Annotated in this window: 21 protein-coding genes; 13 read left to right on the top strand and 8 right to left on the bottom strand. The window is 61.7% G+C overall.

All coding sequences use genetic code 11. The annotated features are described in order from the left end of the window. Window positions 1–17 precede the first annotated feature (17 nt). From hypF to trxA, 4 genes are all read right to left on the bottom strand, one after another. Window positions 18–2,486, bottom strand: coding sequence for a carbamoyltransferase HypF (gene hypF, locus DWY05_RS06035; RefSeq protein ID WP_117820960.1), 2,469 nt, complete (start codon window positions 2,484–2,486; stop codon window positions 18–20). Between the two features lie 118 nt (window positions 2,487–2,604). Then, on the bottom strand, window positions 2,605–3,117 hold the full coding sequence (nikR, locus tag DWY05_RS06030) for a nickel-responsive transcriptional regulator NikR (RefSeq protein ID WP_199409579.1): 513 nt from the start codon (window positions 3,115–3,117) through the stop codon (window positions 2,605–2,607). Between the two features lies 1 nt (window position 3,118). Continuing rightward, window positions 3,119–3,367 carry a hypothetical protein gene (locus tag DWY05_RS06025; protein ID WP_006235225.1) on the bottom strand — a complete coding sequence of 83 codons (249 nt, stop codon included), beginning with the start codon at window positions 3,365–3,367 and terminating at the stop codon, window positions 3,119–3,121. 221 nt (window positions 3,368–3,588) lie between these two features. Beyond that, entirely contained in the window at window positions 3,589–3,909 is a 321-nt protein-coding gene (trxA, locus tag DWY05_RS06020; protein ID WP_117735375.1) for a thioredoxin, read from the bottom strand. Between the two features lie 136 nt (window positions 3,910–4,045). Between trxA and DWY05_RS06015 the strand changes: the two genes are divergently transcribed. Then, entirely contained in the window at window positions 4,046–4,621 is a 576-nt protein-coding gene (locus DWY05_RS06015; protein WP_117758618.1) for a hypothetical protein, read from the top strand. Window positions 4,622–4,695: 74 nt separating this feature from the next. Here the strand turns inward: DWY05_RS06015 and DWY05_RS06010 are convergent, their stop codons facing one another. Together DWY05_RS06010 and DWY05_RS06005 are read right to left on the bottom strand one after the other, a co-directional pair. Beyond that, window positions 4,696–5,973, bottom strand: a complete 1,278-nt coding sequence (locus DWY05_RS06010; protein WP_117820962.1) for a GHKL domain-containing protein — start codon at window positions 5,971–5,973, stop codon at window positions 4,696–4,698. Next, on the bottom strand, window positions 5,973–6,695 hold the full coding sequence (locus tag DWY05_RS06005; protein WP_117820963.1) for a LytTR family DNA-binding domain-containing protein: 723 nt from the start codon (window positions 6,693–6,695) through the stop codon (window positions 5,973–5,975). Before DWY05_RS06005 ends, DWY05_RS06010 begins: the two co-directional genes overlap by 1 nt. A 291-nt stretch (window positions 6,696–6,986) precedes the next feature. Between DWY05_RS06005 and nadA the strand changes: the two genes are divergently transcribed. Genes nadA through DWY05_RS05985 form a run of 4 tightly spaced genes read left to right on the top strand, consistent with a single transcriptional unit; the run spans window position 6,987 to window position 10,853 of the window. After that, window positions 6,987–8,012 (top strand): quinolinate synthase NadA, encoded by a 1,026-nt coding sequence (gene nadA, locus DWY05_RS06000; protein WP_117820965.1) that lies wholly within the window; start codon window positions 6,987–6,989, stop codon window positions 8,010–8,012. 55 nt (window positions 8,013–8,067) lie between these two features. Next, a complete protein-coding gene (locus DWY05_RS05995; RefSeq protein WP_233504022.1) occupies window positions 8,068–9,444 on the top strand; it encodes an L-aspartate oxidase in 1,377 nt (458 codons plus the stop codon). A gap of 3 nt (window positions 9,445–9,447) precedes the next feature. Then, window positions 9,448–10,308 (top strand): carboxylating nicotinate-nucleotide diphosphorylase, encoded by an 861-nt coding sequence (gene nadC / locus DWY05_RS05990; RefSeq protein WP_117820967.1) that lies wholly within the window; start codon window positions 9,448–9,450, stop codon window positions 10,306–10,308. Continuing rightward, entirely contained in the window at window positions 10,308–10,853 is a 546-nt protein-coding gene (locus DWY05_RS05985) for a transcription repressor NadR (protein WP_117820968.1), read from the top strand. Before nadC ends, DWY05_RS05985 begins: the two co-directional genes overlap by 1 nt. 199 nt (window positions 10,854–11,052) lie before the next feature. On the opposite strand, the gene DWY05_RS05980 is transcribed toward DWY05_RS05985, so the two are convergent. Further along, window positions 11,053–11,238: a DUF362 domain-containing protein gene (locus DWY05_RS05980; protein ID WP_006235216.1), complete on the bottom strand. Its 186-nt coding sequence runs from the start codon at window positions 11,236–11,238 to the stop codon at window positions 11,053–11,055. Between the two features lie 595 nt (window positions 11,239–11,833). On the opposite strand from DWY05_RS05980, the gene dnaK reads away from it, so the two are divergent. From dnaK to DWY05_RS05955, 5 genes are all read left to right on the top strand, one after another. Next, window positions 11,834–13,726 (top strand): molecular chaperone DnaK, encoded by a 1,893-nt coding sequence (gene dnaK / locus DWY05_RS05975; protein WP_006235214.1) that lies wholly within the window; start codon window positions 11,834–11,836, stop codon window positions 13,724–13,726. A 2-nt stretch (window positions 13,727–13,728) separates the two neighbouring features. Continuing rightward, a complete protein-coding gene (locus DWY05_RS05970) occupies window positions 13,729–14,571 on the top strand; it encodes a nucleotide exchange factor GrpE (protein ID WP_117820969.1) in 843 nt (280 codons plus the stop codon). Window positions 14,572–14,678: 107 nt separating this feature from the next. Then, complete coding sequence (locus tag DWY05_RS05965; protein WP_117820970.1) at window positions 14,679–15,638, top strand: DnaJ C-terminal domain-containing protein; 960 nt, start codon at window positions 14,679–14,681, stop codon at window positions 15,636–15,638. 72 nt (window positions 15,639–15,710) lie between these two features. Then, the gene (locus DWY05_RS05960; RefSeq protein WP_117820971.1) at window positions 15,711–16,127 is read left to right on the top strand and encodes a heat shock protein transcriptional repressor HspR; all 417 of its coding nucleotides are present in this window, start codon (window positions 15,711–15,713) and stop codon (window positions 16,125–16,127) included. A 333-nt stretch (window positions 16,128–16,460) separates the two neighbouring features. Beyond that, complete coding sequence (locus tag DWY05_RS05955) at window positions 16,461–18,761, top strand: hydratase (protein ID WP_117820972.1); 2,301 nt, start codon at window positions 16,461–16,463, stop codon at window positions 18,759–18,761. A 273-nt stretch (window positions 18,762–19,034) separates the two neighbouring features. On the opposite strand, the gene DWY05_RS05950 is transcribed toward DWY05_RS05955, so the two are convergent. Further along, on the bottom strand, window positions 19,035–19,703 hold the full coding sequence (locus tag DWY05_RS05950; RefSeq protein WP_117820973.1) for a hypothetical protein: 669 nt from the start codon (window positions 19,701–19,703) through the stop codon (window positions 19,035–19,037). Window positions 19,704–19,937: 234 nt separating this feature from the next. On the opposite strand from DWY05_RS05950, the gene DWY05_RS05945 reads away from it, so the two are divergent. The 3 genes from DWY05_RS05945 (at window position 19,938) to DWY05_RS10020 (ending at window position 23,987) form a co-directional block, all read left to right on the top strand. Beyond that, window positions 19,938–20,609, top strand: coding sequence for a hypothetical protein (locus DWY05_RS05945; RefSeq protein WP_147335206.1), 672 nt, complete (start codon window positions 19,938–19,940; stop codon window positions 20,607–20,609). A 445-nt stretch (window positions 20,610–21,054) separates the two neighbouring features. Continuing rightward, entirely contained in the window at window positions 21,055–23,682 is a 2,628-nt protein-coding gene (clpB, locus tag DWY05_RS05940) for an ATP-dependent chaperone ClpB (RefSeq protein WP_117820975.1), read from the top strand. A 131-nt stretch (window positions 23,683–23,813) separates the two neighbouring features. After that, a complete protein-coding gene (locus tag DWY05_RS10020) occupies window positions 23,814–23,987 on the top strand; it encodes a hypothetical protein (RefSeq protein WP_192934549.1) in 174 nt (57 codons plus the stop codon). Window positions 23,988–24,144: the final 157 nt, after the last annotated feature.

Raw genomic sequence — 24,144 nt, 5'->3', positions numbered from 1 at the left:
GCTGGCAAAACAGCCTATCACGATGCTGTCTGCGCGAGGCGAGCGCGAGCGATGGCGGCCTGACCGTAGGCGATGCAGCCGTCGTTGACGGGCACGGCGTGGGGGACCAAGACGGCAAGACCGGCGTCTTTGAGTTCGTGGGTAAGGAGCTGAAGCAAAAGCCGGTTCATGAACACACCGCCCGAAAGCGCGACGGTATCGAGGCCTTCGCGCTCACAGATCTCGCACGCGACGTGGGTCGTAGCGTGCGTAATGGCGATGTGAAACCCGAGGGCGAGCCTGTCGGCCGGCACGCCGGTCCTGATTCCCTCCAAAAGCGCCTCAAAAAGCGGTCTGGAGTTCAGAACATGGCAGTCGTCCGGACGGGATGATTCGGTTACGGAAAAGCTGGCCATATTGCCGGTGGGGCAGGCACTTTCACTGCTGAGCGCGCGCCAGGCGGCGGCTTCGAATTCTATGGCGGGTTCGCCCTCGTAGGTTGCCTTGCCGCAGATGCCCAGAATCGCTGCCGCGGCATCAAAGAGACGCCCCATGCTGCTGGTACGCGGGCTGTTGATGCCGCGCTCGATCATGGTGGCTGTCACGCTGCGCGTTTGCTCGTCGAGGCCGTCCAAAAGCCGAGCGGCACCTGGGTGCTCGAGCAGGCCGAGCTCGCTCAGCAGGGCAAAGGCATTGCGCCGGGCATCGCGCACGGATGCGGCACCGCCTGGCAGCGCCCAGGCGCGTAGGTGCGCGGCGCGTTCAAAATCGGCAAGGCCGGCGACAAGGAACTCGCCGCCCCAAATGGTCCCATCGGCGCCGGCGCCGGTGCCGTCAAAGGCAATGCCGAGCACGTGCGCATCGGGCGCGAGCTGACGCCCAGCGATGGCCTCGGCCATCACGCTCGCGATATGCGCATGATGATGCTGAACCTCAACAAGCGGCATGTCCTGTTCCTGCGCCTGTTCGCGTGCCCACTGACTCGATAGGTAGCTGGGGTGCAAGTCGCAGGCCAGCGCGGCGGGCGTCAAGTCAAAAAGATCTTCCAGGCGTATGCGTGCGGCGTTCCAGGCATCGAAAGTCGCACCATTTTCGACATCGCCGATATGCTGCGACACAAAACAGGTTGCATGGCCGTCGGCGTCCTCGCGCGTGAGTGCCACTGTGGCTTTTTGCTGCGGCCCGCAGGCGAGCACGCAGGGCGTGGTGCTGTCGAGCGCCGGCAACGACAGCGGCTGCGGCGCATATCCGCGTGCGCGACGCACGGGCATGACAGCCCCGTCGACTACGCGTACCACGGAGTCGTCGTAGCGTGAGAGAATCGCACGGTTATTGCCAAGTAGCGCGTCGGCGATGCCGGCGGCAACAAGATGTTCCCATGCAAGGGCATCGTCGGTCTCTATGGGCTCCTCGCTCAGGTTTCCGCTGGTCATGACCAGCGCATGCGTACCGCGGGCTTCTGCCGCGGCAAGCAACAGATGCTGAAGTGGGGTGTAGGGGAGCATGACGCCGAGCTCAGGTAGATCGCGCGCGACGGATGGCGCGAGTTCGAGGGCGTTGGGGGAGCCGTGGGTGTCGTTGCCGGTCGCGCGGCGGCGCAACAGCACGATGGGACGAACGCTGCCGGCCAGCAAGCCGCGCTCGGCGTCGTTGACATGGCACAGGCGTTCAGTATCGGCAAGGCTGCGCACCATAACGGCAAGCGGCTTGTTGCTGCGGTGCTTGCGGCGGCGCAACTCGGCTACCGCCTGCTCGTTGGAGGCGTCGCATGCCAAGTGAAATCCGCCCAGGCCCTTGATGGCGACGATGCCGCCGCCTACCAGCAGCTCGACGCAGCGTTCGATGATGGCATCGCTGGCCTCGCGCGTAGAGCCGACGGCTGGTGTCGCGTCGACCGCCGTTGGCACAACACCGTGGTCCGCCTCGCGCCACGTAATATGCGGTCCACAATCAAAGCAGGCATCGGGCTGCGCATGAAAGCGCCGGTCAAGCGGGTCGCCATACTCTGCGGCGCACTCGGGGCACATGGGAAAGCAGTCCATCGACGTGGCCGCTCGGTCATAAGGCAGCGATCGGATGATGGTAAAGCGCGGTCCGCAATTGGTGCAGTTGATAAAGGGGTAGTGAAAGCGTCGGTCGGCGGGGTCGAACAGCTCGCGCAGACAGTCATCGCACGTGGCGATGTCGGGCGAGACGAGCGTCGTGTGCACGGTCTGATCCTGCGACGCTACGATACGAAAGACCTGCTCATTGTCGGCATCCCAAGCGTCGGGCTCCAGGTCTGCAACAGCGACATGCTCAACGCGGGCCGCGGCAGGCGCGTGCTCCGACAGCGCGGCGACAAAGCCGTCAAGTGCCTCGACCGAAGCATGCGCCTCGATGTGCACGCCATCACCCGCATTGAGCACCCAGCCGCAAATGCCATGCGCCATAGCCTCGCGATACACAAATGGCCGCATGCCAACACCCTGCACAATGCCCGTTACATGGATATGCACATGCCGCATGTGGCCCCCCTCGTCAAAACCGACCAAAAAGGGACAGGTTTATTGTTGGTCGGTAAAACTTCTAAACCCGCCAAAATAAACCTGTCCCTTTTTGGCAGGTGCGCTGCGGGAAATCCCGTTACAGCCCCAGGCTTTGCTTGGTGGCGGCGCAGGTGAGCTCGCCGTGCTTAACGCCGCGCAGGCCCAGCAGGCGGTCGGCTAGTTCGTAGACGCGCTCGCCGCGACCCTTGAGCGCCAGGATCTCCAGGCAGTTGTGGTGGTCCAGATGCACGTGCATGGTCGAGACAATCTCGTCGGTGTAGTCGTGCTGCACCTCGTCCAGACGGCGCGTCAGGTCGCCGGTATGGTGGTCGTAAATCATGGTGAGCGAACCGATAACCTGCTCGTCGGGCGTGCGCATCTGCTCCTTGGCGATCGAGGCGCGAATCAAATCGCGCACTGCCTCGGATCGGTTGGCCACGTCACCGCGGCGCGCGATCTGCTCGTCAAAGCGGCGCAGCAGGTCGTCGGGTGCGGTGACCGAAAAACGGACCAGCTCGGAGCCGGAGCCACTACAGTGGCAGCCCGCATCACCGTCCGCCCCGTGCGGATGCTCGTGCTCGCACCCGCTGCCATGCTCGTGTTCGGCCACTTTACACCAGCTTCACGGATCCGACGGAGTTGTGGTCGGCCTCGATGGCCTCTTCGTAGCCCTCGAGTGCGTCATGGGCCTCGTGCAGCGCGGCCATGGCTGCCTCGAGCTTGGCGCCGATGCGCTCCATGTCAAAATTCTCGGTCGCATGCAGCAGCTGATGGCTCCACTCATGAGCGAGCTCGATGGTGTCGTCGACCTGTTTGACGCTCATGGCAAGCTGGCTCATGTTCATTCCAACATCATGCATGGGAAATCTCCTTTTGTATGGGGCAGTTCAGTGGTTCAGATTTTACTACGCCCACTCTGTGCGCAGCTGCATAAGAAAACGGGTGCGAGTCTGTGCGACTCGCACCCGTTCACTGGGGGCTGTTTGTAACTACCATACTATCCGTGGTCGCACGCGCCGCACCCGGCAGTCCGGCGAGCGGTGCAAAACCGCTCATGGACGGCGGGTAAGTAACAAGCGTATTACAGATGCTTCTCCAGCAGCGCCTGCAGCCTCGCCTTGGGCAGAGCGCCAACCGAGCGGTCAATCTCTTCGCCGTTCTTAAACACAATCAGCGTGGGGATGCTCATGACGCCATACTTCATGGCCAGGTCCTGGTTGTCGTCGACGTTGCATTTGGCAACGGCAAGCTTGCCCGCCAGCTCATCGGCAACCTCGTCAACGATGGGCGAGAGGGATCGACAGGGCCCGCACCACGGTGCCCAAAAATCGACCAGCACGGGCAGGCTGTCGTTAACGACGGAATCGAAATTCTCGGGGGTAATCTGCTTAATGTCAGCCATGGTGACCTCCATAATGCGACGCGGCTTGGCCGCGTAAAACTCAGTACGACCGTGCTTATACCCAGCCGCCCGCAAAGCAACCACTCGCGGGCAGCTCTTTTATATAATGGTGGGCACGCAAACGATTGGAGAGCGCATGTCCACGTCACAAAGCCAGAAAAAAGAAGCCATCGCCCAGGCGGCCGAGCAGGAGCTCACATCGCTTGCGGTCCGTGGCGTGCGTATCGCGGGCAACGCGTGCTCGCCGATCGTGCTGGTCAAAGGCGATTTGGACGAGGCCGAGCGTTCGGGTGGCGAGCTTGCCGCCGGCCCGGATGGCGCGGCGTTGCGCAAGGCGCTTGGGGCCATCGGCTACGCGCCCGAGGATTTTTGCGTGCTGGCAAGCGTCGCCGGCGCAGGCGACGGAGCGGTCGCGGTGGGCGAGACTCTGCCGTGCGAGCTGTTCCGTGAGGCGCTTGAGGCTTTGGACCCCGAGGCGGTGCTACTGCTCGACAACAACGCGGCTGACGCCATGCGCGAGACCTACGCCGATATGCTCGTGGCGATCGATGACTTCGACACCGCTATGCTCAAGCCCGGCTTGGTCGCCCATGTGCAGGGTCGCCGCGTGCTCGCGCTCGACGGTTTTGAGGCGGCACTCACCGACAAGGCCGCTAAGCAGCGCATGTGGGCCTACATCAAGCAGCTGACTCCGGCGGCCGCTCCGCTGTAGCGAGCCCGCGTCGACAAACGACCCCGAGCGGGCGAGCCGTACCCGCGGAACGCAAATCCGTCGCGCCCGCGCCCTTACATCACAGCGCGCAGCTCAAACCGATCGCCGTTAATGCGGAACTGGCAGTTGCCGTTCATACGCTCCACGGCAAGTTTGATGCTCTTGGTGCCAAAGCCGTGGCCCGCATGCCGGGTCACGGGCATGCCGTCGACCATGCGCGGCGCGCGGTCAAACGTGTTGGAAACTAACAGCAGCAGCTGGCCGTCCTCAAATCGCAGGTCAAAGTCGACGAATCGCTTTCCTTGGGGTGCGGCGCTTGCGGCGGTGATAGCGTTTTCCAAGGCATTTGAGAGCACGCTAAACAGGTCGGCGTCACCTACGTAGACGGTTTCGGGTACGGCGGCGCGCAGGTTGGCGGTAATGCCGTTTCTATTGATATCCGAGTTAAATGACGAAAGCGCAATGTTTACGGTCTCGTTGGCACAGAAGCGGCGTACGGCGGTTCGGTCGCCGGCTTCGCAGAGCTCATCGATGCGTTTGAGCGCCTCGTCGGTGTGGCCCTCCTCAATTAAAGTGGCCAGGCCGCGTAGGAAGTGGCGCATATCGTGGCGAAGAATCGACAGCTCGCGCCCAGATTGACGCCAAGCCTCGAGCTCTTTGATGGCGGCGCTGTCGCGGGTTTCGAGCATCCAACGCTCTCGCTCGGCGGTTTCCTTTTCTTCGTATTCGCGCAGGTAAACGGCAAGAAACATAAGATAGAAGGCACAGAGCGCAAATGCCAAAAACTCAACTGTCACCACCGAGCCCGAGTGGAACAGCGTGGTGTAGACGTTCGTGGCGTAGTCAAAGATGTAATAGACGAGCGGCAGGATTAAAAGGATGCCCAGCTCGGTGGGGCTTTTAATCGCCAGGCGGGGTCCAATGCCGCCGGCCCAATGCAGCAGGACGGCAAAGACGCCGAGCGTGGTAGCGATGCGTGCCAGATAGTACGCGATCTGAGAATCGGTTGCGGCAAATGCGGCGATGCCCATCCAATTGCTGAACTGGCAGCTCAGATAGGCGCTGGTGACGCCCAACGTCGCGAGCAGCGGACTCAAGTGGTAGCGCGCGCATAGGTAGACGGTAAGCGGCAAGTGCACGACGAGCGGATAGACCTGACGGGCAAAAAGCTCTCCGCCAACGACATTGGCGATTGAGAAGGCGATGCCGGTCAGAATGGTAACGACCGCCAGCTCGAGCGCATGGCGTCGATTGAGCTCGACGCCGCACAGCGCCGCCGAGGCAAAGACGCCAAAGAGCAGCGTCGTGGCGTGGTGGATTGCCCAAAGGACCATTTCGACCGAGGAGATCATCAGCGCCTCCCGCCCTCAAAGCGCACCGCAAAGTAGGCGTCTTGGAACCCCTGCTTGCTGCTGCGCGACAGCGGAATGCACGCGCCCGAGCGCATGACGATGTCCGTGCGATTGAAGTGGTCGATGTTGCGCAAGTTGACCTGGTAGCTACGGTGGCATTTAAAGAAGGTGGCATTTTGTGCCAAACGGTCCTCGACGCTGCGGAACGACTCGAGTGCCTCGATATCGCGTCCGTCGCGCAGGTGGAAGACCACGTGCTTGTTGCGCGCCTCGGCATATTCGATGTCGGACAGGCGCAGGGCGTGGTAGCCAAAGGACGTTTTGATCACGAGCTCGTCGGTTGCCGCCGGGCGCATGCTCGAAAGTTCGTCGAGTAACTGCGCCAGGCGTTCGTAAGTCACGGGCTTGAGCAGATAGTCGAAGGCGCGGACCTCGTAGGACTCCAGTGCAAACTCGGGCGACGAGGTGAGAAACACCAGGCGCACGGCGGTGTCGGCCTGGCGCAATTCGCGCGCGGTGTCCATGCCGTTGACGAGCGGCATGATCATGTCGAGCAGGATAATGTCGGCGCGCGACGCGGCATGGCGGGTCAGCAGGTCCTCGCCGCGCGTGACGAGCGCAACATCGACCGCCGTGCCCGTTTCGGTCGACCAACGGTCGATCATCCGGTGCAGTCTATCTAGAAAAGCGACGTCGTCGTCGCAGGCAATAATCTTGAGCATTCGGCCCCCTTAGTAATTCGATTTTGCCACATTGGGTGCGTACCGCTCGCGGGGGTGCGCACCGTTTGCGCCCCACGGCGTGCAACTCGCGCCGAGCGGTATTGCGGTGGCGAAAGATGCCCCCTGCGCTATCGAGAGCTCGGCTATCCTCAGCTTGCCGGTTCGAAAATGGATCTGCCGCATGATTGAATCTTTATTTCAACTTTACACCTAGGTTTACAGCTGTCTTGTCAGCTGTAAACCTAGGTGTCATACTAAAGCCCCAAGATTCGCCAAAAGAGAGGGGCCTTGATGGCACAGAGCGCGAACATGAATGCGTCGGAGCTTGCACGCGATATCGCGGCCGGCCTAGCATCGGCAACGACGGCAACGGAGCGTGCGGCACTGGTGCCCGCAGAGCTCGTCGAGGCCATTCGGCAACTAAAAACCCAACGAGACGCGGTGATCCTAGCGCACTATTACGTGGCGCCCGAGGTGCAGGCCGTGGCTGATTACGTCGGCGACAGCTTCTACCTGGCTAAGCTCGCCAAAAGCCTGCCGCAGCAGACCATCGTGCTGTGCGGGGTGGAGTTTATGGGCGAGAGCGCCAAGCTGCTCAATCCCACCAAGACCGTGCTGCTGCCCGAGCCGGGCGCGGACTGTCCCATGGCGCACATGGTCAAGCGCGAGACGGTCGACGCGGCGCGCGCCGAGTATGGCGACGACCTTGCCGTGGTCTGCTACGTCAACTCGACGGTCGAGATTAAGAGCTGGAGTGATGTGTGCGTCACCAGCTCCAACGCCGTCAAGATCGTGTCCGAGCTGCCGCAGCAGCATATCCTGTTCATTCCCGACCAAAACCTGGGCCGCTTCGTAGCCGAGCAGGTGCCGCAAAAGCACGTCATCCTCAACAACGGCTACTGCCCGCGCCACCACATCATTACCGTCGAGCAGATCGTCGATGCGCAGGAGGCCCACCCCGACGCGCTCGTGCTGGCGCACCCCGAGTGCAAGGCCGACGTGCTGGCCGAGGCCGACTACATCGGCTCCACCGCCGGCATCATCAAGTATGCCGAGGAGTCCGACGCGAGCGAGTTCATTATCGTGACGGTCCGCGGCGTGCTCTATGAGCTCGAGCGCCGCTGCCAGGGCATCGGCAAGAAGTTCTACTTCCCCGCGGTGCAGCCCACCTGCGTCAACATGGACCTCATCACGCTCGAAAAGCTCGTGCGCTGCCTGGAGACGGGCGAGGGCGAAGTGCAGATCGGCGTGTCGGACGAGGCTGCCGACCAGGCCAAGCTCACGCTCGATCGTATGCTCGAGTACGCAGCACGCTAGAACAATGTGGCATGAGGGATGGTCCCTTATGTCACATTCAAGGGAGAGGATTCCTGTGGAAACCAAGCAATACCCCGACATGGAGTGCGACGTCGTCATTGCCGGCTGCGGCGTAGCGGGCCTGTACGCGGCTCTCAATCTGCCGACGAGCACGCGCGTGATCATGCTCTCCAAGGGCGCCGTCGACGAGTGCGATTCGATGCTCGCGCAGGGCGGCATTTGCGTGCTGCCCGAAGGTTCAGACTACGATGCCTTCTTTGAGGACACCATGCACGCCGGCCACTACGAGAACCGCCGCGAGAGCGTCGACATCATGATCCGCTCGAGCCGCTCGGTCATCAACGACCTGCTAGCGATGGGCGTGGATTTTGAGCGCAAGGCCGACGGCAGCCTCAACTTTACCCGCGAGGGTGCGCACAGCCGCCCGCGCATTGCCTTCCATGCCGACATTACGGGCAAGGAGATCACGACCAAGCTGCTCCAGGCTGTTCGCAAGCTGGATAACGTGCAGATTCTGGAGCACGTGGCCATGACCGACATCCTGACCGCCGAGCGCGATGGTACCACGGTGTGCACCGGCGTCGTCGCCGTTCCCGTGGACGAGAACAGCTCGGTTCGTCCTGCCGACGAGCTGGCAAATACCGCCGAGGGCGTGCATGCCGGCGAGCCGTTTAAGATCCATGCCCGCCATACGCTGTGGGCGACGGGCGGTATCGGCGGCGTGTACGACCATTCGACTAACTACCCGCAGCTCACGGGCGATGCATGCTACATCGCTCAGGAGCATGGCATTAAGATGGAGCACCTGGACTACGTGCAGATTCACCCCACGGGGCTGTTCTCGCCGCAGCCGGGTCGCACCTTCCTGATCAGCGAGAGCTGCCGCGGCGAGGGCGCGATTTTGCTCAACGCCGCCGGCGAGCGCTTTACCGACGAGCTTCAGCCGCGCGATGTGGTCGCTGCCGCTATTCGCGAGCAGATGAAGCAGGACGGTACCGAGCACGAGTGGCTGAGTTTTGCCCCCGTCGAGCGCGATGTGGTGACCGGGCACTTTGCCAACATTCGCGCGCGCTGCCTGGAGGACGGCCGCGACATCTTGGACGAGCCCATCCCCGTTACGCCCACGCAGCACTACTTTATGGGTGGCGTATGGGTCGATAAGGACGGCCGCACCTCGATGCCCGAGCTCTACGCCGCGGGCGAGACGGCCTGCAATGGCGTGCACGGCAAGAACCGCCTGGCTTCTAACAGCCTGCTCGAGTCCCTAGTTTGGGGCCGCCGCGCTGCTTGGCGTATGCGCACCGGCGAGTCGCTGACCGTGGAGCAGGCCGGTGAGCCCGCGCTTGACGGACGTCACCGCGCCCTGAGCGCCGAGACCCTTGCAATCGATGATTTGGCCCGTGCCGCCGGCACGCAGGCCGTGGAGGAGTAGACCATGAATCCCATTACCATGAAGCTCGTCGTCGATGATCTGATTTTGCAGGCTCTGCGCGAGGACATCACGTTTGAGGACGTGAGTACGGCGAGCGTGTGCCCTACGGCGCGCCCCGCTACCGTTGAGCTCATCGCCAAGGCCGATGGCATCATCGCCGGCTTGGATGTGTTCGCTCGCACCTTTGAGCTGCTGGATTCGCAGAGCTCGGTGCTGTTTGATGTTGCCGACGGTGACGAGGTGCACGCCGGCGACCACGTGGGCCAGGTGCGCGGCGATGCGCGCGTATTGCTTTCGGGCGAGCGCGTGGCGCTCAACTACCTGCAGCGCATGAGCGGCATCGCTACTTACACGCATCGGATGGCGGCCGCGCTCGAGGGCACCAAGACCGTGCTTGTCGACACGCGCAAGACCACGCCGGGCATGCGCGTCTTCGAGAAGGCAGCAGTCGAGATCGGCGGTGGCAGCAACCACCGCTATAACCTGTCGACGGCCGTCATGCTCAAGGACAACCACATCAATGCAGCCGGTGGCGTGACGCGCGCGATCGAGATGGCGCGCGCCCATGCGTCGTTTACCACGACGGTCGAGATTGAGTGCGAGAACCTGGACATGGTACGCGAAGCCGTGGAGGCCGGTGCCGATATCATCATGTTCGACAACATGACCCACGACGACATGGCTGCCGCGATTGAGCTTATCGCCGGCCGTGCCAAGACCGAGTGCTCGGGCAACGTGGATGCCAGCAATATCCGCGCGCTCGCCGACCTGGGCGTTGACTTTATTAGCTCGGGGGCGTTAACGCACTCTGCGCCGATTCTCGACCTCTCGCTTAAGCACCTGCGTCTGCTGGACGGTAAATAATGGACGCCCGCGAGCGTCGCCGTGCCATCATGGGCGTACTCGAGGGGGCCACGGAGCCCGTATCGGGCAGCGCGCTTGCCCGCGAGGTTGGCGTGAGCCGTCAGGTCGTGGTTCAGGATATTGCCCTGTTACGTGCCGATGGGCACGATATCGTGGCAACCAACCGTGGTTATGTGCTGCAGGAGGCCCCCAGCAGCCCCGCCGTGCCCACGCGCTTGGTCAAGGTTCGCCACAGCGTGGAGCAGGCAGGCGATGAGCTCACGAGTATCGTCGACGCCGGAGGTGCCGTGCTCAACGTGATCGTCAATCACCGCGTATACGGTAAGATCACGGCCGACTTGGACATTCGCAATCGTCGCGATGTTGAGCGCTACCTGCACGATATCGAGAGCGGCAAGAGTTTTCCGCTGCTGACGGTGACAAGTGGCTATCACTTCCATCGCATCGCGGCGGAGGACGAGCAAACCCTCGACGAGATCGAGGCGATGCTCAAGGAGAAAGGCTACCTAGCAGACCTGATGCCCTACGAAGACGATCTCTCTTAGCCGACGCCATATCTATAAGTTGCGGTGAAATAGTTCCTAAAATGGGCATCGAAGCCATGAAACAGGAACTATTCCACCGCAACTGCCAAGAGCGCGTCCCAAATTAGCTGCCCGCACATGCAAAAGGAGGCCTCCGCGGCGATGCGGAAGCCTCCTTTTTGTGCACGGTGTACTTTTGAGTGTGCAAGTGGGGGAGTTGTTACTCCTCGACGATCTCGGTGATCGCGCCAGCGGGGCAAGCGTCCTGGCAAGCGCCACAGGCGACGCAGGAGTCCTCGTCAGCGACGGTAGCGACGTCCTGGAGCTCCAGAACGCCAGCGGGGCAGGAGTCGACGCAAACGCCACAAGCGATGCACTCGTCGGCATCAATTACGGGATGAGCCATGGTAGTTTCCTCTCTGTTGACCGACGCTACAGGCGATGCGCGCCGGTTTGATTCGGGCAAAAACATACCACGGGAGCGACCGTTTGCAATACCCTCTGACCGGCATCTTCATACCGTTCGCCGAGTATGCCACGGCTTACTAAAAAACATGCAGGTGGGGCCGTTGAGCTGCGCAAATGTTAGCTACAGGTGACTTGAAATATTGAGCTATTGAGCGCGCCTGCGGAAAGGGCATCCCGTTATTTGGTCGAAAAACGGGTCGCAGTTTCCGGTTGGGCCCGCTAGCGGAAACTGCGACCCGGTATCAGCTCTCAAAACGGGACGAGCTTTCCGCAAGGCAGCCCCAGGCACCCTCGGACCCAAGCCTCAGCCATCTCTACATAGATCTCGATAGATTTGCCTAGAACTCAAACAGCGCATCTACCTGCGAATTTAAGAACCTAAACTCTCGGCAATAAGAAATCTTATATGAATTGACTTAGATTTTGTATATTCCGGCCCATAAGGGGATACACTACATCCTGAAAGACAAGCCGAAACACCGCTCGGCAGACCGCCGAGTCGGTGCAAACGCACAAGAGAGAGGGAATTTCTAATGGGCAAGATTCTTGGTATCGACCTTGGTACTACTAACTCCGCAATGGCCGTTCTCGAGGGCGGTTCTCCGACCATTATCGTGAACGCCGAGGGCGACCGCACCACCCCGTCCGTCGTGGGCTTCCGTGCCGACGGCGACCGCGTCGTGGGTAAGGCCGCTAAGAACCAGGCTGTCACCAACCCCAAGAACACCGTGTTCTCCATCAAGCGCTTCATGGGCCGCAAGTACTCCGAGTGCACCTCCGAGATCAAGACCGTGCCGTATGAGGTCAAGGAGGGCCAGGGTGGCCGTGCCGTCGTCGACATCGAGGGCAAGGACTACACCGCCGAGCAGGTGAGCGCTATGACGCTCGCAAAGATGAAGGCCGACGCCGAGAAGTATCTGGGCGAGACCGTCACCGACGCCGTCATCACCGTCCCGGCCTACTTCAACGACGCCCAGCGTCAGGCTACCAAGGACGCCGGCAAGATCGCTGGCCTCAACGTCAAGCGTATCGTCAACGAGCCGACCGCTGCTGCTCTGGCCTATGGCCTGGACAAGCAGGGCACCGACCAGCGCATTCTGGTCTTCGACCTGGGCGGCGGCACCTTCGATGTCTCCATCCTCGACCTCGCCGACGGCGTGTTTGAGGTTCTGTCCACCTCGGGCGACAACCACCTGGGCGGCGACGACTGGGATCAGCGCGTCATCGATTGGATGGCCGATAAGTTCCAGCAGGAGAACGGTGTCGATCTGCGTCAGGACCCCATGGCCCTGCAGCGTCTGAAGGAGGCCGCCGAGAATGCCAAGAAGGAGCTCTCCGCCGCCCAGCAGACCACCATCAACCTGCCGTTCATTACCATGAACCAGTCTGGCCCGCTGCACCTCAACTACACGCTGACCCGCGCCGAGTTCGAGAAGATCACCCGCGACCTGCTCGAGCGCTGCAAGCAGCCTGTCACCAACGCCCTGCGCGACGCCAAGCTTAAGCTCTCCGATCTGACCGAGGTCATCCTCGTCGGCGGCTCCACCCGTATGCCCGCTGTCCAGGAGCTCGTCAAGACCATGACCGGCAAACAGCCCAACATGTCCGTGAACCCCGACGAGGTCGTTGCCGACGGTGCTGCCGTCCAGGGCGGCGTGCTCACCGGCGACGTCGAGGGCATCCTGCTGCTCGACGTTACCCCGCTGTCGCTGGGCGTCGAGACCATGGGCGGCATCATGACCAAGATGATCGACCGCAACACCACGATCCCGACCTCCAAGACCGAGGTTTACTCCACCGCTGCCGACAACCAGACCAGCGTCGAGATCAACGTGCTCCAGGGCGAGCGCGAGCTTGCCCGCGATAACAAGTCGCTCGGTAAGTTCCAGCTGACCGGCATCCCGGCTGCCCGCCGCGGCGTGCCGCAGATCGAGGTCACCTTCGACATCGACGCCAACGGCATCGTCAAGGTCTCCGCTAAGGACAAGGGCACCGGCAAGGAGCAGCAGATTACTATCTCCGGCTCCACCGCGCTTTCCGACGACGAAGTCGATCGCATGGTCAAGGACGCCGAGGCTCATGCCGAGGAGGACAAGAAGCAGAAGGAAGAGGTCGAGGTCCGCAACCAGACCGACAGCCTGTGCTACTCCACCGAGCAGACCCTCAACGAGCTCGGTGACAAGGTTTCCGCCGACGTGAAGTCCAAGGCCGAGGCCGCTATCGCCGACGCCAAGAAGGCGCTCGAGGGCTCTGACGTCGAGGCCATCAAGGCCGCCGGCGAGTCCCTGCAGTCCGTGGCCTACGAGCTGGCCCAGGTTGTCTACGCCGACGCTCAGCAGCAGACCGACGGTGCCGCCGGCGCCCAGCCCGCCGACGATGACGTCGTCGACGCCGACTACGAGGTTGTGGACGACGAGGACAAGTAATCATGTCCGCCCGTAAAGCTCGCACGGAGGCGGCTGCCGCTGGCGCCGCCCCCGTTGACTCTGAGGAGAAGGACGTGAAGATTCCCGTAGAGGCCGTCGACGATACCGAGGCCAACGAGGCCGCGGCCGCCGAGGCTGTCGAGAACCAGGTAGAGGATTCCAACAAGGAGGCGACGATGACCGAGGACGAGATGGTGGAAGCCGCTATCCGCGCCGGTGAGGAAGCCGCCGACAACGACTTTAAGCTCAAGTTCGAGCAGGCCCAAAAGGAGCTTGCCGACGTACGGAGCGAGCTCGATGCTGCGGCAGAGGCTCAGAAGGCCGCCGAGGACAAGGCAAAGGACGCCACCGAGCGTACCGCCCGTCTGCAGGCCGACTGGGAGAACTTCCGTCGCCGCACCGCCAGCGAGCGTATCGCCGAGCGCGAGCGCGCGACCGAGAAGCTTGTCACCGCGCTGTTGCCGGTGGTTGACGATATCGAGCGTGCAATCGACCATGCCCGTAGCCAGGAGCTTTCCGACGACTTTAAGCAGTTCGTCGATGGCGTTGATGCGGTGCATGCCAAGCTGCTCGATGTGTTTGCGCACGAGGGCGTTGAGCCCATCGACCCCAAGGGCGAGGCGTTCGATCCGCTCGAGCACCAGGCCGTGGGGCGTGTCGAGGACGCATCGCAGTACGACGAGACCGTCAACGACGTGTACCAGAAGGGCTACCGCATGGCGGACCGCATCCTGCGCTCCGCGATGGTGACGGTGACCTACGGTGGCGAGAAGCGCCCCGCACCGGAGCCCGAAGCGGCGCCCGAGGATGCTGCGGCCGATACGGCTGAGAGCACCGAGAAGTAATTGAGAAGGGCCCCGGGGCAACACCCGGGGCCCTTTCTGGCCTAGTGCCATATGACAGTATGAGCCGCCGCCCGTTGAGCGGTGGATGAAACAGGAGAGGAGCTACGATGGCTGCAGGCAAAACCTTCTATGACATCCTGGGCGTATCCAAGAGCGCCTCCGACAAAGAGATCAAGAGCGCGTTTCGCAAGCTCGCGCAAAAATACCACCCCGATGCCGGCGGCGACGAGGCCAAGTTCAAGGAGATTAGCGAGGCTTACGAGACGCTTTCGGACGAGAAGAAGCGCAAAGAGTACGACCAGATGCTCATGTTCGGCGGCATGCCGGGCGCGGGCGGCGCGTATGGCGGCGGCTACGGTGCCGGCGCGGGCGCCAGCGGCTGGGGCGATATCTTCGACAGCATCTTTAGCGGCAACGGCGCTTGGGGCAGCGATTGGGGCTCGGGCTTTGCCGGGGCTGCGGGTAATGCCGGCGCGGGCCGCAGCCGTGCTCGCAAGGGCGGCGACCTGTCGCTGACCGTCGACGTGACGGCTGAGGACGCGTTTCGCGGCGTGACGCACAAGGTTACCTACCGCATTCCCTCGACGGGCGAGCAGCAGACCATTACGGTCTCGGTGCCCGCGGGCGCGGTCGACGGTGGCAAGCTGCGCTATAAGCGTCGCGGCGAGTATGGCGTTGCCGGCGGCGAGCGCGGCGACCTGGTCGTGACCACGCACGTGGAGGAGCACCCGCTGTTTAAGCGCAAAGGTGCCGACGTGACCATGGAGGTACCGGTCTCGGTCTACGAGGCGGCGCTCGGCTGCACGGTGGACGTGCCCACGCCCGGCGGGGCGACGGTTCGTCTGAAGGTTCCCGCGGGTACCCAGACGGGCAAGAAGTTCCGCTTTAAGGAAATGGGGGCGCCTGACGTTAAGCACCGTGGCCGCACGGGCGCGCTGCTCGTCGAGATCAAGGTGCAGGTCCCCACGAACCTGTCTGACGACGAGCGCGATGCCATGACCAAGCTGCGTGAGGCCGACACGCGCGACTATCGCGAGAAGGTCAACCGTTACAAGGCGACGTACTAGGGCGGTCGCGGCGCACGCCCACGCCCGCGGGCTTATGATGGACGATAACGAGACGGAAAGGGGTCAGGTAGCATGGCCGAGGACAATAGGAGCAAACCGCTGTACATGATCAGCGTGGCGGCCGAGCTGACCGGCATGCACCCGCAGACTCTGCGCGTCTACGAGTCCAAGGGCCTGGTGAACCCCCAGCGCTCGGGCGGTAACACGCGCCTGTATTCGCGTGCCGATATCGAGCGCTTGGAGCTCATCAACCAGCTGACCGACGAGGGCATCAACCTTGCCGGCGTGGTGCGCATCCTCGATATGAAGGAGCGCGCCGAGGAGCGCGAGCGCGAGAACGAGAAGCTCCGCGCCCGCGTGCGCCAGCTCGAGGACGAGCTGCACGAGTACAAGATGCAGAAGAAGATCACCGCCCTGGCCCCGCGCGACGGCTCGGTTAACCCCGAGCAAGTTATGCGCAAACTGCTAGGTACGGGTGGCGACCTATAGCTCCGCCGACGCTGCCGGGCACTCATTGGGGACAGACTTAAATGAGTGCCCACAGAATGAGAGTGGATAATTTCCCGTTTTTGGCCTATGTGCAGGCTCAAAGTGGGAGATTATCCACTCTCGTCATTTCGGCACTTGGGGACGTTCCTTTTGTGCCGGCACTTGGGGACACTCCTTGCGCCAAACCGGTCTTCCCGCCCCCGGCTCGCCTTATGCTTTACTGAGATAAAGTGAACGTGCAGATTCGTAACCCGCTGGCAACTGTTCTATGGCACGATATTGAACGAATGTATGCTATGCGCCCAAATCGTTTTGGGCAGAGTGGGAGACAGTATGGTCAAGCTGTACGAGGACGGCATCTACCTGCGCGGCGGCAGCGAGGTTGTGCCTGCGGCCGAGGCTGCTGAGCGCGGTATTACGCAGACGCCCGAGGATGCCAAGCGCGGCACCATCGCGTATTCGATCCTTCAGGCACACAATACGTCCGGCGACCCCGAGGCGCTCAAGATTCGCTTCGACGCCATGGCGAGCCATGACATCACCTTTGTCGGCATCATCCAGACGGCGCGCGCCTCGGGCATGGAGCAGTTCCCGCTGCCCTACGTGCTCACCAACTGCCACAACTCGCTGTGCGCCGTGGGCGGCACCATCAACGAGGACGACCACGTCTTTGGCCTTTCCGCAGCCAAGAAGTACGGCGGCATCTTCGTTCCGCCGCACATCGCCGTCATCCACTCCTTTATGCGCGAGAACTTCGCCGGTTGCGGCAAGATGATCCTGGGTTCCGACTCGCACACCCGCTATGGCGCCCTGGGCACCATGGCCGTGGGCGAGGGCGGCGGCGAGCTGGCCAAGCAGTTGCTGCGCGACACCTACGATGTCGCCTATCCCGGGGTCGTTGCCATCTACCTCACGGGTGCCCCGCGCCCCGGCGTCGGCCCGCACGACGTGGCGCTCGCCATCATCCGCGCCGTCTTTGCCAAGGGCTACGTTAAGAACAAGGTCATGGAGTTCGTGGGCCCCGGCATCTCGAGCATGACGACCGACTACCGCAACGGCGTCGACGTCATGACCACCGAGACCACCTGCCTTTCCTCAATCTGGGCAACCGACGAGGACACGCACGCGTTTTTGACCATGCACGGCCGCGGCGACGACTACCGCGAGCTCAAGCCCGCCGATGTCGCCTACTACGACGGCTGCGTCGAGGTCGACTTGTCGAGCATCAAGCCCATGATCGCGCTGCCGTTCCATCCTTCCAACGGCTTTGAGATCGACGAGTTCAACGAGAACCTCGAGGACATCCTGCACGAGGTCGAGCTCGAGGCCGCCAAGATCGGCGAGGGCAAGACACGCTTTAGCCTGCTCGACAAGATCGACGACGGCAAGCTGCACGTGCAGCAGGGCGTTATCGCCGGCTGCTCGGGCGGCAACTACGACTCCGTGGTCCAGGCTGCCCGCGTGCTCAAGGGCGCCAACACCGGCTGCGGCGAGTTCTCGCTGTCGGTCTATCCCACGAGCCAGCCCGTGGCACTCGAGCTTACACGCCGCGGCTATATCTACGACCTTATGGAGGCCGGCGCGATCGTGCGCACGGCATTCTGCGGCCCGTGCTTCGGTGCCGGCGACACGCCCGCCAACAACGGCCTTTCGATCCGCCACACTACGCGCAACTTCCCCAACCGCGAGGGCTCCAAGCCGGGCAATGGCCAGCTGAGCGCCGTGGCTCTGATGGACGCCCGCTCCATTGCGGCGACGGCTGCCAACGGCGGCGTCCTGACGCCGGCGACCGACCTGCCCGAGGACACCTGGGACGAGGCCTGCGAGTACACCTTTGACGACGCGCCGTACAAAAAGCGCGTGTACTGGGGCTTTGGCAAGGCGGAACCTGCCGACGAGCTGGTCGAGGGTCCCAACATCAAGCCGTGGCCCGCGATGGAGCCTCTCGGCGACGACATCCTGCTCAAGGTGTGCTCCAAGATCATGGACCCGGTCACCACGACCGACGAGCTCATTCCCTCGGGCGAGACGAGCTCCTTCCGCTCCAACCCGCTGGGCCTGGCCGAGTTTACGCTGAGCCGTCGCGATTCGGCCTACGTGGGCCGCTCCAAGGAGGTCGACGCCGTGGAGAAGCGTCGCGTGGCCGGCGAGGCCGCGGGCGACCTGGCGGCACTCGATACCGAGCTTGCCGGTGTGTTCGAGGCACTGGCCGGCGTGGGTGTCGCGGCCGATGCCAGGGCGACCGAGTACGGCTCCATGCTCTATGCCAAGAAGCCCGGCGACGGTTCTGCCCGCGAGCAGGCCGCGAGCTGCCAGCGCGTAATTGGCGGCCTGGCCAACATCGTCCACGAGTACGCCACCAAGCGCTATCGCTCCAACGTGATGAACTGGGGCATGGTGCCCTTCCAGATGGAGGCCGAGCCCAACTTTGAGGTGGGCGACTACGTCTTTGTGCCGGGCATCCGTGCCGCGCTCGATGGCGACCTAAAGGACATCGCCGCCTACGTGGTGCGCGCCGATGGTGCGGTTGAGCAGATTGAGCTCTACATTGCCGATATGACGGCCGAAGAACGTGCCATCGTCAAGGCCGGCTGTCTGATCAACTACAACAAGTTCAAGGCCGCTGCCGAGTAACGCACTTAATTGTCCGCCCGGGGCTTACCCTTTCCCGCTCGCTCACGCGCTTCGCGAGGGTCGCGTTCGGGAAAGGGTAAGCCCCGGGCTACATTTCTGCGTTCTCGTTGGGTCTTGAGGGACGCTAATAAATAGACTTGCTTGATGCCGCCTCTTTTTATTGGGGCGGCTTCTTTTTGTCGAAAACCACCACAAAGGGGACAGGCACCTTTGTGGTGGTGGGGACTAGCTCGATGTTGTTGTGATCGTTGAGCGGCATGTTAATGGGCGTCCCTACAGGATTTCATCCAAGCCGGGAGTCTTGGTTGTTTTGGGGATGCCGAGTTTGGATGACGCGAAATCGTCAACATTGTCCTTAATTCCGTCTTTGGTGTAGACAGTGACTATATAGGTGCTGTGTCCGAATTCGCCCTTGTCGCGTGTTGCCCAGGCATCCCAGTAGGCGGCCCCGTTTCGCCCTTTGATTTTTCCGACACGGCGGAGTTCTGTTCGCTTTAATTTCTGGTTGCTATAGATGGCTCGACCGGCCTCCTCGGTGAGCCCGCACTGTCCAAGCATCTTGTCGAGGACTTGGTTCATGTGGCGCTCATCGGTGTTTGGTGCGTAGTCGTAGGCGAGGGTGATGGAGTCGAGTGGCTGGTCGTCGATCAAATAATTCATCGTCTGAGGTTCAAGGCTGAAATAGGGGAAGCATCCATCAATCGTTCCGAGCAGCGGTAACTTTGACCGCCAAATTCCGGTGGGAATTCCATCTTCGTAGAACACGCCGCGACAGATAAAGGAGAGCGAGGTGGCACGCGAGCCGGCGTCGACCATTCCGCATAAATCGAAGGGCGAGGCGATGCCAAGGGAAAAGGGCGTGGCGACGATAAGGAAGAGCATCACGATGGGTATGGCGAGAATGGCGATGACGTTGCGACCGGTGGAATGAGACGGCTTCATATGCGCTCCTCGAGACAAAGATCTGTTGAGGATAGGCAGAAATGGATATGTTCAGAGAACAATTCAAGTTTAATCTCATGGCGCGAGATGGTCGACCGTTAGCGTCGAAAACCACCACAAAGGTGCCTGTCCCCTTTGTGGTGGTGAGGAGCGCGCGGCTTCTTTTGGTAATAATGCTGGCTGGCGATATCATTAGTGCAGGTAGCGAAGGTTTGCGTTGCGAGGTGCTTTGCTGTGAGAAGTCCTGCCCGTATTGGATTGATTGTTTTGGCGCTTGCGATCACGGTGGTTGGCATGGGCGCTGTTGGCATGGCGTTTTTACCTGCTGCGGTGACGGAGCCGGTGGTCAAGCCTGTGACTCAATCTGTCGAACTTCTGACCGGCGACGACAAGCCCGAGACCATTACCGTTGATTTTGATGAGCAGCCGGCTGTGCTGGGTATTAGTAATTATCCGCGTATTCAGCTTGGGGCCATGCGCTATACCACGGATACAAGCCTGATCGATAGGGCGTCCGAGCTACTCAAGGGCAAAACATTTAAGCGTTGGTACGGATATGCGTCCTATCGGGCAAAAGCGAACGACATGGTTGGCGGATGCCACTCGTCCATCGAGCTGGACACTGCAAACGGCGCAAAGTTATGTGATGTCTCGTACGATCCGGGCTACGAGGGCAATGAGGGTCCGGGCATCTACATCATGGACGGCGATGTCGCCTATGTCATGGAGGGCGACCAGACCGAGCTCAACGATTTTATGGGTCAGTGTATCCAAGATGCCTATAAACAGACCTGCTTGCCTGACCCGCAGACTGCACGCGATAGTGGGTCTGCCCGTACATGGCTGTTCGAGGATGAGATGCCCTGGACCGTCGAATCGGGAAGTACGGGTTCGGCGAAGGAGTAGAGACCGCGACCACCACAAAGGTGCCTGTCCCCTTTGTAGTAGTTCTCGGTTTGTCTCGATCTGTAACATCTTGGCCGCTAAAAGTGGGCCTGGTGTTACAGATTTAGATTTTCGACTCAGGTGTCTTCGTTCGTCTCGATTTGTAACAGATAGAGCCCTATTTGCCGACTAGATGTTACAGATTGAGACAAACGGGCGCCGCTGAACAATTCGTCTCGATCTATAACATCTGGAGCCGGAAACGGTCGATAGATGTTTCAGATCGAGATAGTTAGGGGACGAGGCCGCAGTGGGTGAGCGTGCCTGCCCCTATCCATCAATCACTCAGAAAATCTTATATATAGAGACTTAGATTTGTGTATAAGATCGTACAAAGCTGGCAACAATACTTCTCGAACAACGTGAAGCCGCCCCGTAGGGCGGCCGCCCCAAGAGAGGTGATTCCATGAGAATCGATAAGCTAGCAATGACGTCGCGCGAGGCGCTGCAGACCGCCATGAGCACGGCTGCCGACGCGCAGGCCGGCGCGGTGGAGCCGATTCACCTGCTGTCCGCCCTGCTTGGTGCCGGCGAGCGCAATATCTCCGTGATCATCGAGCGCATCGGTGCCGACCCGGCTCAGCTCGCACGCTCCACACAAGATGCCATCGACCATGCGCCCAAGGTGTCGGGCGAGGGTCAGCAGATGGGCCTGTCCAACGAGCTCGTTCGCGTGATCGAGAAGGCCGAGAAAAAGGCCACCAAGATGGGCGACAGCTTTGTGGTGACCGAGCATCTGCTGATGGCACTTGCCGAGGACAAGGGTGAGGCGGGTCGCGTGCTGCGTGACGCCGGCGTGACCAAGGAGCGCATCGAGCAAGTCTACGAGGAACTGCGCGGCGATGACCGCGTGACGTCTGCCGAGGACAAGACGCAGTTTGAGGCGTTGGAGCAGTACGGTCGCAACATCTGCGATCTGGCTCGCGCCGGCAAGCTCGACCCGGTCATCGGCCGTACCGACGAGATCCGTCGTACTATTCAGGTTCTGTCCCGCCGCACCAAGAACAACCCCGTGCTTATCGGCGAGCCGGGCGTCGGCAAGACGGCCATCGTCGAGGGCATTGCTCAGCGAATCGTGGCCGGCGACGTACCGAGCACCCTGCGCGACCGCGACCTCATCGAGCTCGACATGAGCGCGCTGGTCGCCGGCGCCAAGTACCGCGGCGAGTTCGAGGACCGCTTGAAGGCCGTGCTCAAGGAAGTGCAAAAATCCGAAGGCAAGGTCATCCTGTTCATCGATGAGCTCCATACCATCGTGGGCGCGGGTGCCACCGAGGGCTCCATGGACGCCGGCAACATCCTCAAACCGGCGCTCGCTCGTGGCGACCTGCACGCGATCGGCGCGACCACGCTCGACGAGTACCGCAAGTACATCGAGAAGGACGCGGCGCTCGCCCGTCGTTTCCAGACCGTGATGGTCAGCGAGCCTACCGTCGAGGACACCATTTCAATCCTGCGTGGCCTGAAGGAGAAGTACGAGATCTTCCACGGCGTACACATCACCGATAGCGCGCTCGTGGCTGCCGCCGACCTCTCCGACCGCTACATCGCCGACCGCTTCCTGCCCGACAAGGCTATCGACCTGGTCGATGAGGCCGCGAGCCGCCTGCGCATGGAACTCGACAGCATGCCGGTCGAGATCGACGCCACCACGCGTCAGCTCACCCAGCTGCAGATCGAGGAACAGGCGCTCATGAAAGAGACCGACGACGCCTCTAAGGAGCGTTTGGAGGCTCTGCGCCAAGAGATTGCCGAAGTCCAGGAAAAGCTCAACGTGCAAAAGGCCGGCTGGCTCAACCAAAAGAACGCCATCGACCACGTGCAGGAGCTTAAGGGCCAGCTTGACGCGGCCAAGAGCGAAGAGGAGCGCGCGACGCGCAACGGCGATCTGGGCCGTGCGTCCGAGCTTCGCTATTCTGTGATCCCGGGTCTGCAGCAGCAGATTCAGGATTCCGAGGCTGCGCTCGAGGCGCAAAAGCAGCAGGACGGCGAGGGCCTCAACGAACAGGTGACCTCCGATGAGATCGCTGAGGTCGTGAGCGCCTGGACCGGTGTGCCCGTGTCCAAGATGATGCAGGGCGAGCTCGACAAGTTGAAGGGCTTGGAGGGCGAGCTGCATAAGCGCGTTATCGGTCAGGACGAGGCCGTCTCCGCTGTAGCCGCGGCCGTGCGCCGCAGCCGTGCGGGCCTCTCCGATCCGGACAAGCCCATCGGCAGCTTCTTCTTCCTGGGCCCCACCGGCGTGGGCAAGACCGAGCTCGCCAAGGCACTGGCCGAGTGCCTGTTCGACGACGAGCGCGCGCTCGTGCGTATCGACATGTCCGAGTACATGGAGAAGTTCAGCGTCCAGCGTCTGATCGGTGCGCCTCCGGGATACGTGGGCTACGACGAGGGCGGCCAGCTCACCGAGGCCGTGCGCCGTCGTCCGTACTCCGTGATCTTGCTCGACGAGATGGAGAAGGCTCATCCGGATGTCTTTAACGTGCTATTGCAGGTGCTCGACGACGGCCGTCTGACCGATGGCCAGGGTCGCCAAGTGTCCTTCAAGAACACGATTATCATCATGACGTCCAACGTGGGTTCCAAGGCTATCGCCGATCTGTCCGGCAAGGACGAGGAGGAGATGCGCCATCAGGTTGACGGGGCCATGGCTCAAACCTTCCGCCCCGAGTTCCTCAACCGTATCGACGATATCGTGGTGTTCCATCCGCTCGGCATGGCGCAGATCGAGAAGATCGTCGACATCCAGCTCGCCGACGTCCGCGCGCGTCTGGCCAAGGAGCGCATGACGCTTGCCATCACCCCGGCGGCCAAGCAGATGCTCGCCATGGGCGGCCTGGACCCGGTCTTTGGCGCCCGTCCGCTCAAGCGTCTGGTTCAGCGCGAGGTCGTGGATGCCATCGCCGCCGCTATCATCGACGGCACGGTGCGCGAGGGCGATCAGGTGACAGTCGATGTCGACAAGGACGGCGGCTTTACCGTCGTGTGCGATAACACGCCGGCGGCCACCTACGAGGTCCCCGACGCCGAGTAGATTTTTGGGATATGCCTTAAAATCTACCAGCCGTCTCTAAACGCCAAGGGCGGCGGATCCATTGGGTCCGCCGCCCTTTTTCGTGCGACAATCGATGATGCCGAACGGATGCGATGTAAGGAGCTATGCAGATGAAAGACGAGATCAAGACAAGCGCGCCGGCGCCCAGGCCCACGTCCAAGCCGGCGCCCAAGCCGCGCGACCCCTATATTCGCGCCGAGAACGAGGACGACGACGGCTACGATCCCTACAGCGATCGCCGCCCCGAGCGCGAGCCCCTCTTCGAAGCCGACCCCTGGCGCTAAGTAGCTCATTTGGGACGGGGCTTTTTTAGCTACTTTTGCCCCCTCCCGCCTGCCTGATGATTTTTCTGGGACGGGGATTTAATAATCATTCGGTACAAAATGATTATTAAATCCCCGTCCCAGAAAAATCATTCTCTCGAGCTTGGTGGCTCCTCAG

It is taken from the genome of Collinsella sp. AF23-4AC, assembly GCF_003462685.1.
Lineage (GTDB): Bacteria > Actinomycetota > Coriobacteriia > Coriobacteriales > Coriobacteriaceae > Collinsella.
Note: the sequence above shows the minus strand (reverse complement) of the source record. Positions and strands in the feature narration are given on the sequence as shown.

What these genes read in the sequence shown, in the direction of transcription:
- DWY05_RS06005 (WP_117820963.1), bottom strand. Translation starts at nt 6,695, where the DNA reads ATGCTCAAGATTATTGCCTGCGACGACGACGTCGCTTTTCTAGATAGA.
- DWY05_RS06010 (WP_117820962.1), bottom strand. Translation starts at nt 5,973, where the DNA reads ATGATCTCCTCGGTCGAAATGGTCCTTTGGGCAATCCACCACGCCACG.
- DWY05_RS05950 (WP_117820973.1), bottom strand. Translation starts at nt 19,703, where the DNA reads ATGAAGCCGTCTCATTCCACCGGTCGCAACGTCATCGCCATTCTCGCC.
- DWY05_RS05980 (WP_006235216.1), bottom strand. Translation starts at nt 11,238, where the DNA reads ATGGCTCATCCCGTAATTGATGCCGACGAGTGCATCGCTTGTGGCGTT.
- DWY05_RS10020 (WP_192934549.1), top strand. Translation starts at nt 23,814, where the DNA reads ATGAAAGACGAGATCAAGACAAGCGCGCCGGCGCCCAGGCCCACGTCC.
- nadA (WP_117820965.1), top strand. Translation starts at nt 6,987, where the DNA reads ATGGCACAGAGCGCGAACATGAATGCGTCGGAGCTTGCACGCGATATC.
- trxA (WP_117735375.1), bottom strand. Translation starts at nt 3,909, where the DNA reads ATGGCTGACATTAAGCAGATTACCCCCGAGAATTTCGATTCCGTCGTT.
- DWY05_RS05965 (WP_117820970.1), top strand. Translation starts at nt 14,679, where the DNA reads ATGGCTGCAGGCAAAACCTTCTATGACATCCTGGGCGTATCCAAGAGC.
- nadC (WP_117820967.1), top strand. Translation starts at nt 9,448, where the DNA reads ATGAATCCCATTACCATGAAGCTCGTCGTCGATGATCTGATTTTGCAG.
- DWY05_RS06025 (WP_006235225.1), bottom strand. Translation starts at nt 3,367, where the DNA reads ATGCATGATGTTGGAATGAACATGAGCCAGCTTGCCATGAGCGTCAAA.
- DWY05_RS05985 (WP_117820968.1), top strand. Translation starts at nt 10,308, where the DNA reads ATGGACGCCCGCGAGCGTCGCCGTGCCATCATGGGCGTACTCGAGGGG.
- dnaK (WP_006235214.1), top strand. Translation starts at nt 11,834, where the DNA reads ATGGGCAAGATTCTTGGTATCGACCTTGGTACTACTAACTCCGCAATG.
- DWY05_RS05955 (WP_117820972.1), top strand. Translation starts at nt 16,461, where the DNA reads ATGGTCAAGCTGTACGAGGACGGCATCTACCTGCGCGGCGGCAGCGAG.
- DWY05_RS05970 (WP_117820969.1), top strand. Translation starts at nt 13,729, where the DNA reads ATGTCCGCCCGTAAAGCTCGCACGGAGGCGGCTGCCGCTGGCGCCGCC.
- hypF (WP_117820960.1), bottom strand. Translation starts at nt 2,486, where the DNA reads ATGCGGCATGTGCATATCCATGTAACGGGCATTGTGCAGGGTGTTGGC.
- DWY05_RS06015 (WP_117758618.1), top strand. Translation starts at nt 4,046, where the DNA reads ATGTCCACGTCACAAAGCCAGAAAAAAGAAGCCATCGCCCAGGCGGCC.
- DWY05_RS05960 (WP_117820971.1), top strand. Translation starts at nt 15,711, where the DNA reads ATGGCCGAGGACAATAGGAGCAAACCGCTGTACATGATCAGCGTGGCG.
- clpB (WP_117820975.1), top strand. Translation starts at nt 21,055, where the DNA reads ATGAGAATCGATAAGCTAGCAATGACGTCGCGCGAGGCGCTGCAGACC.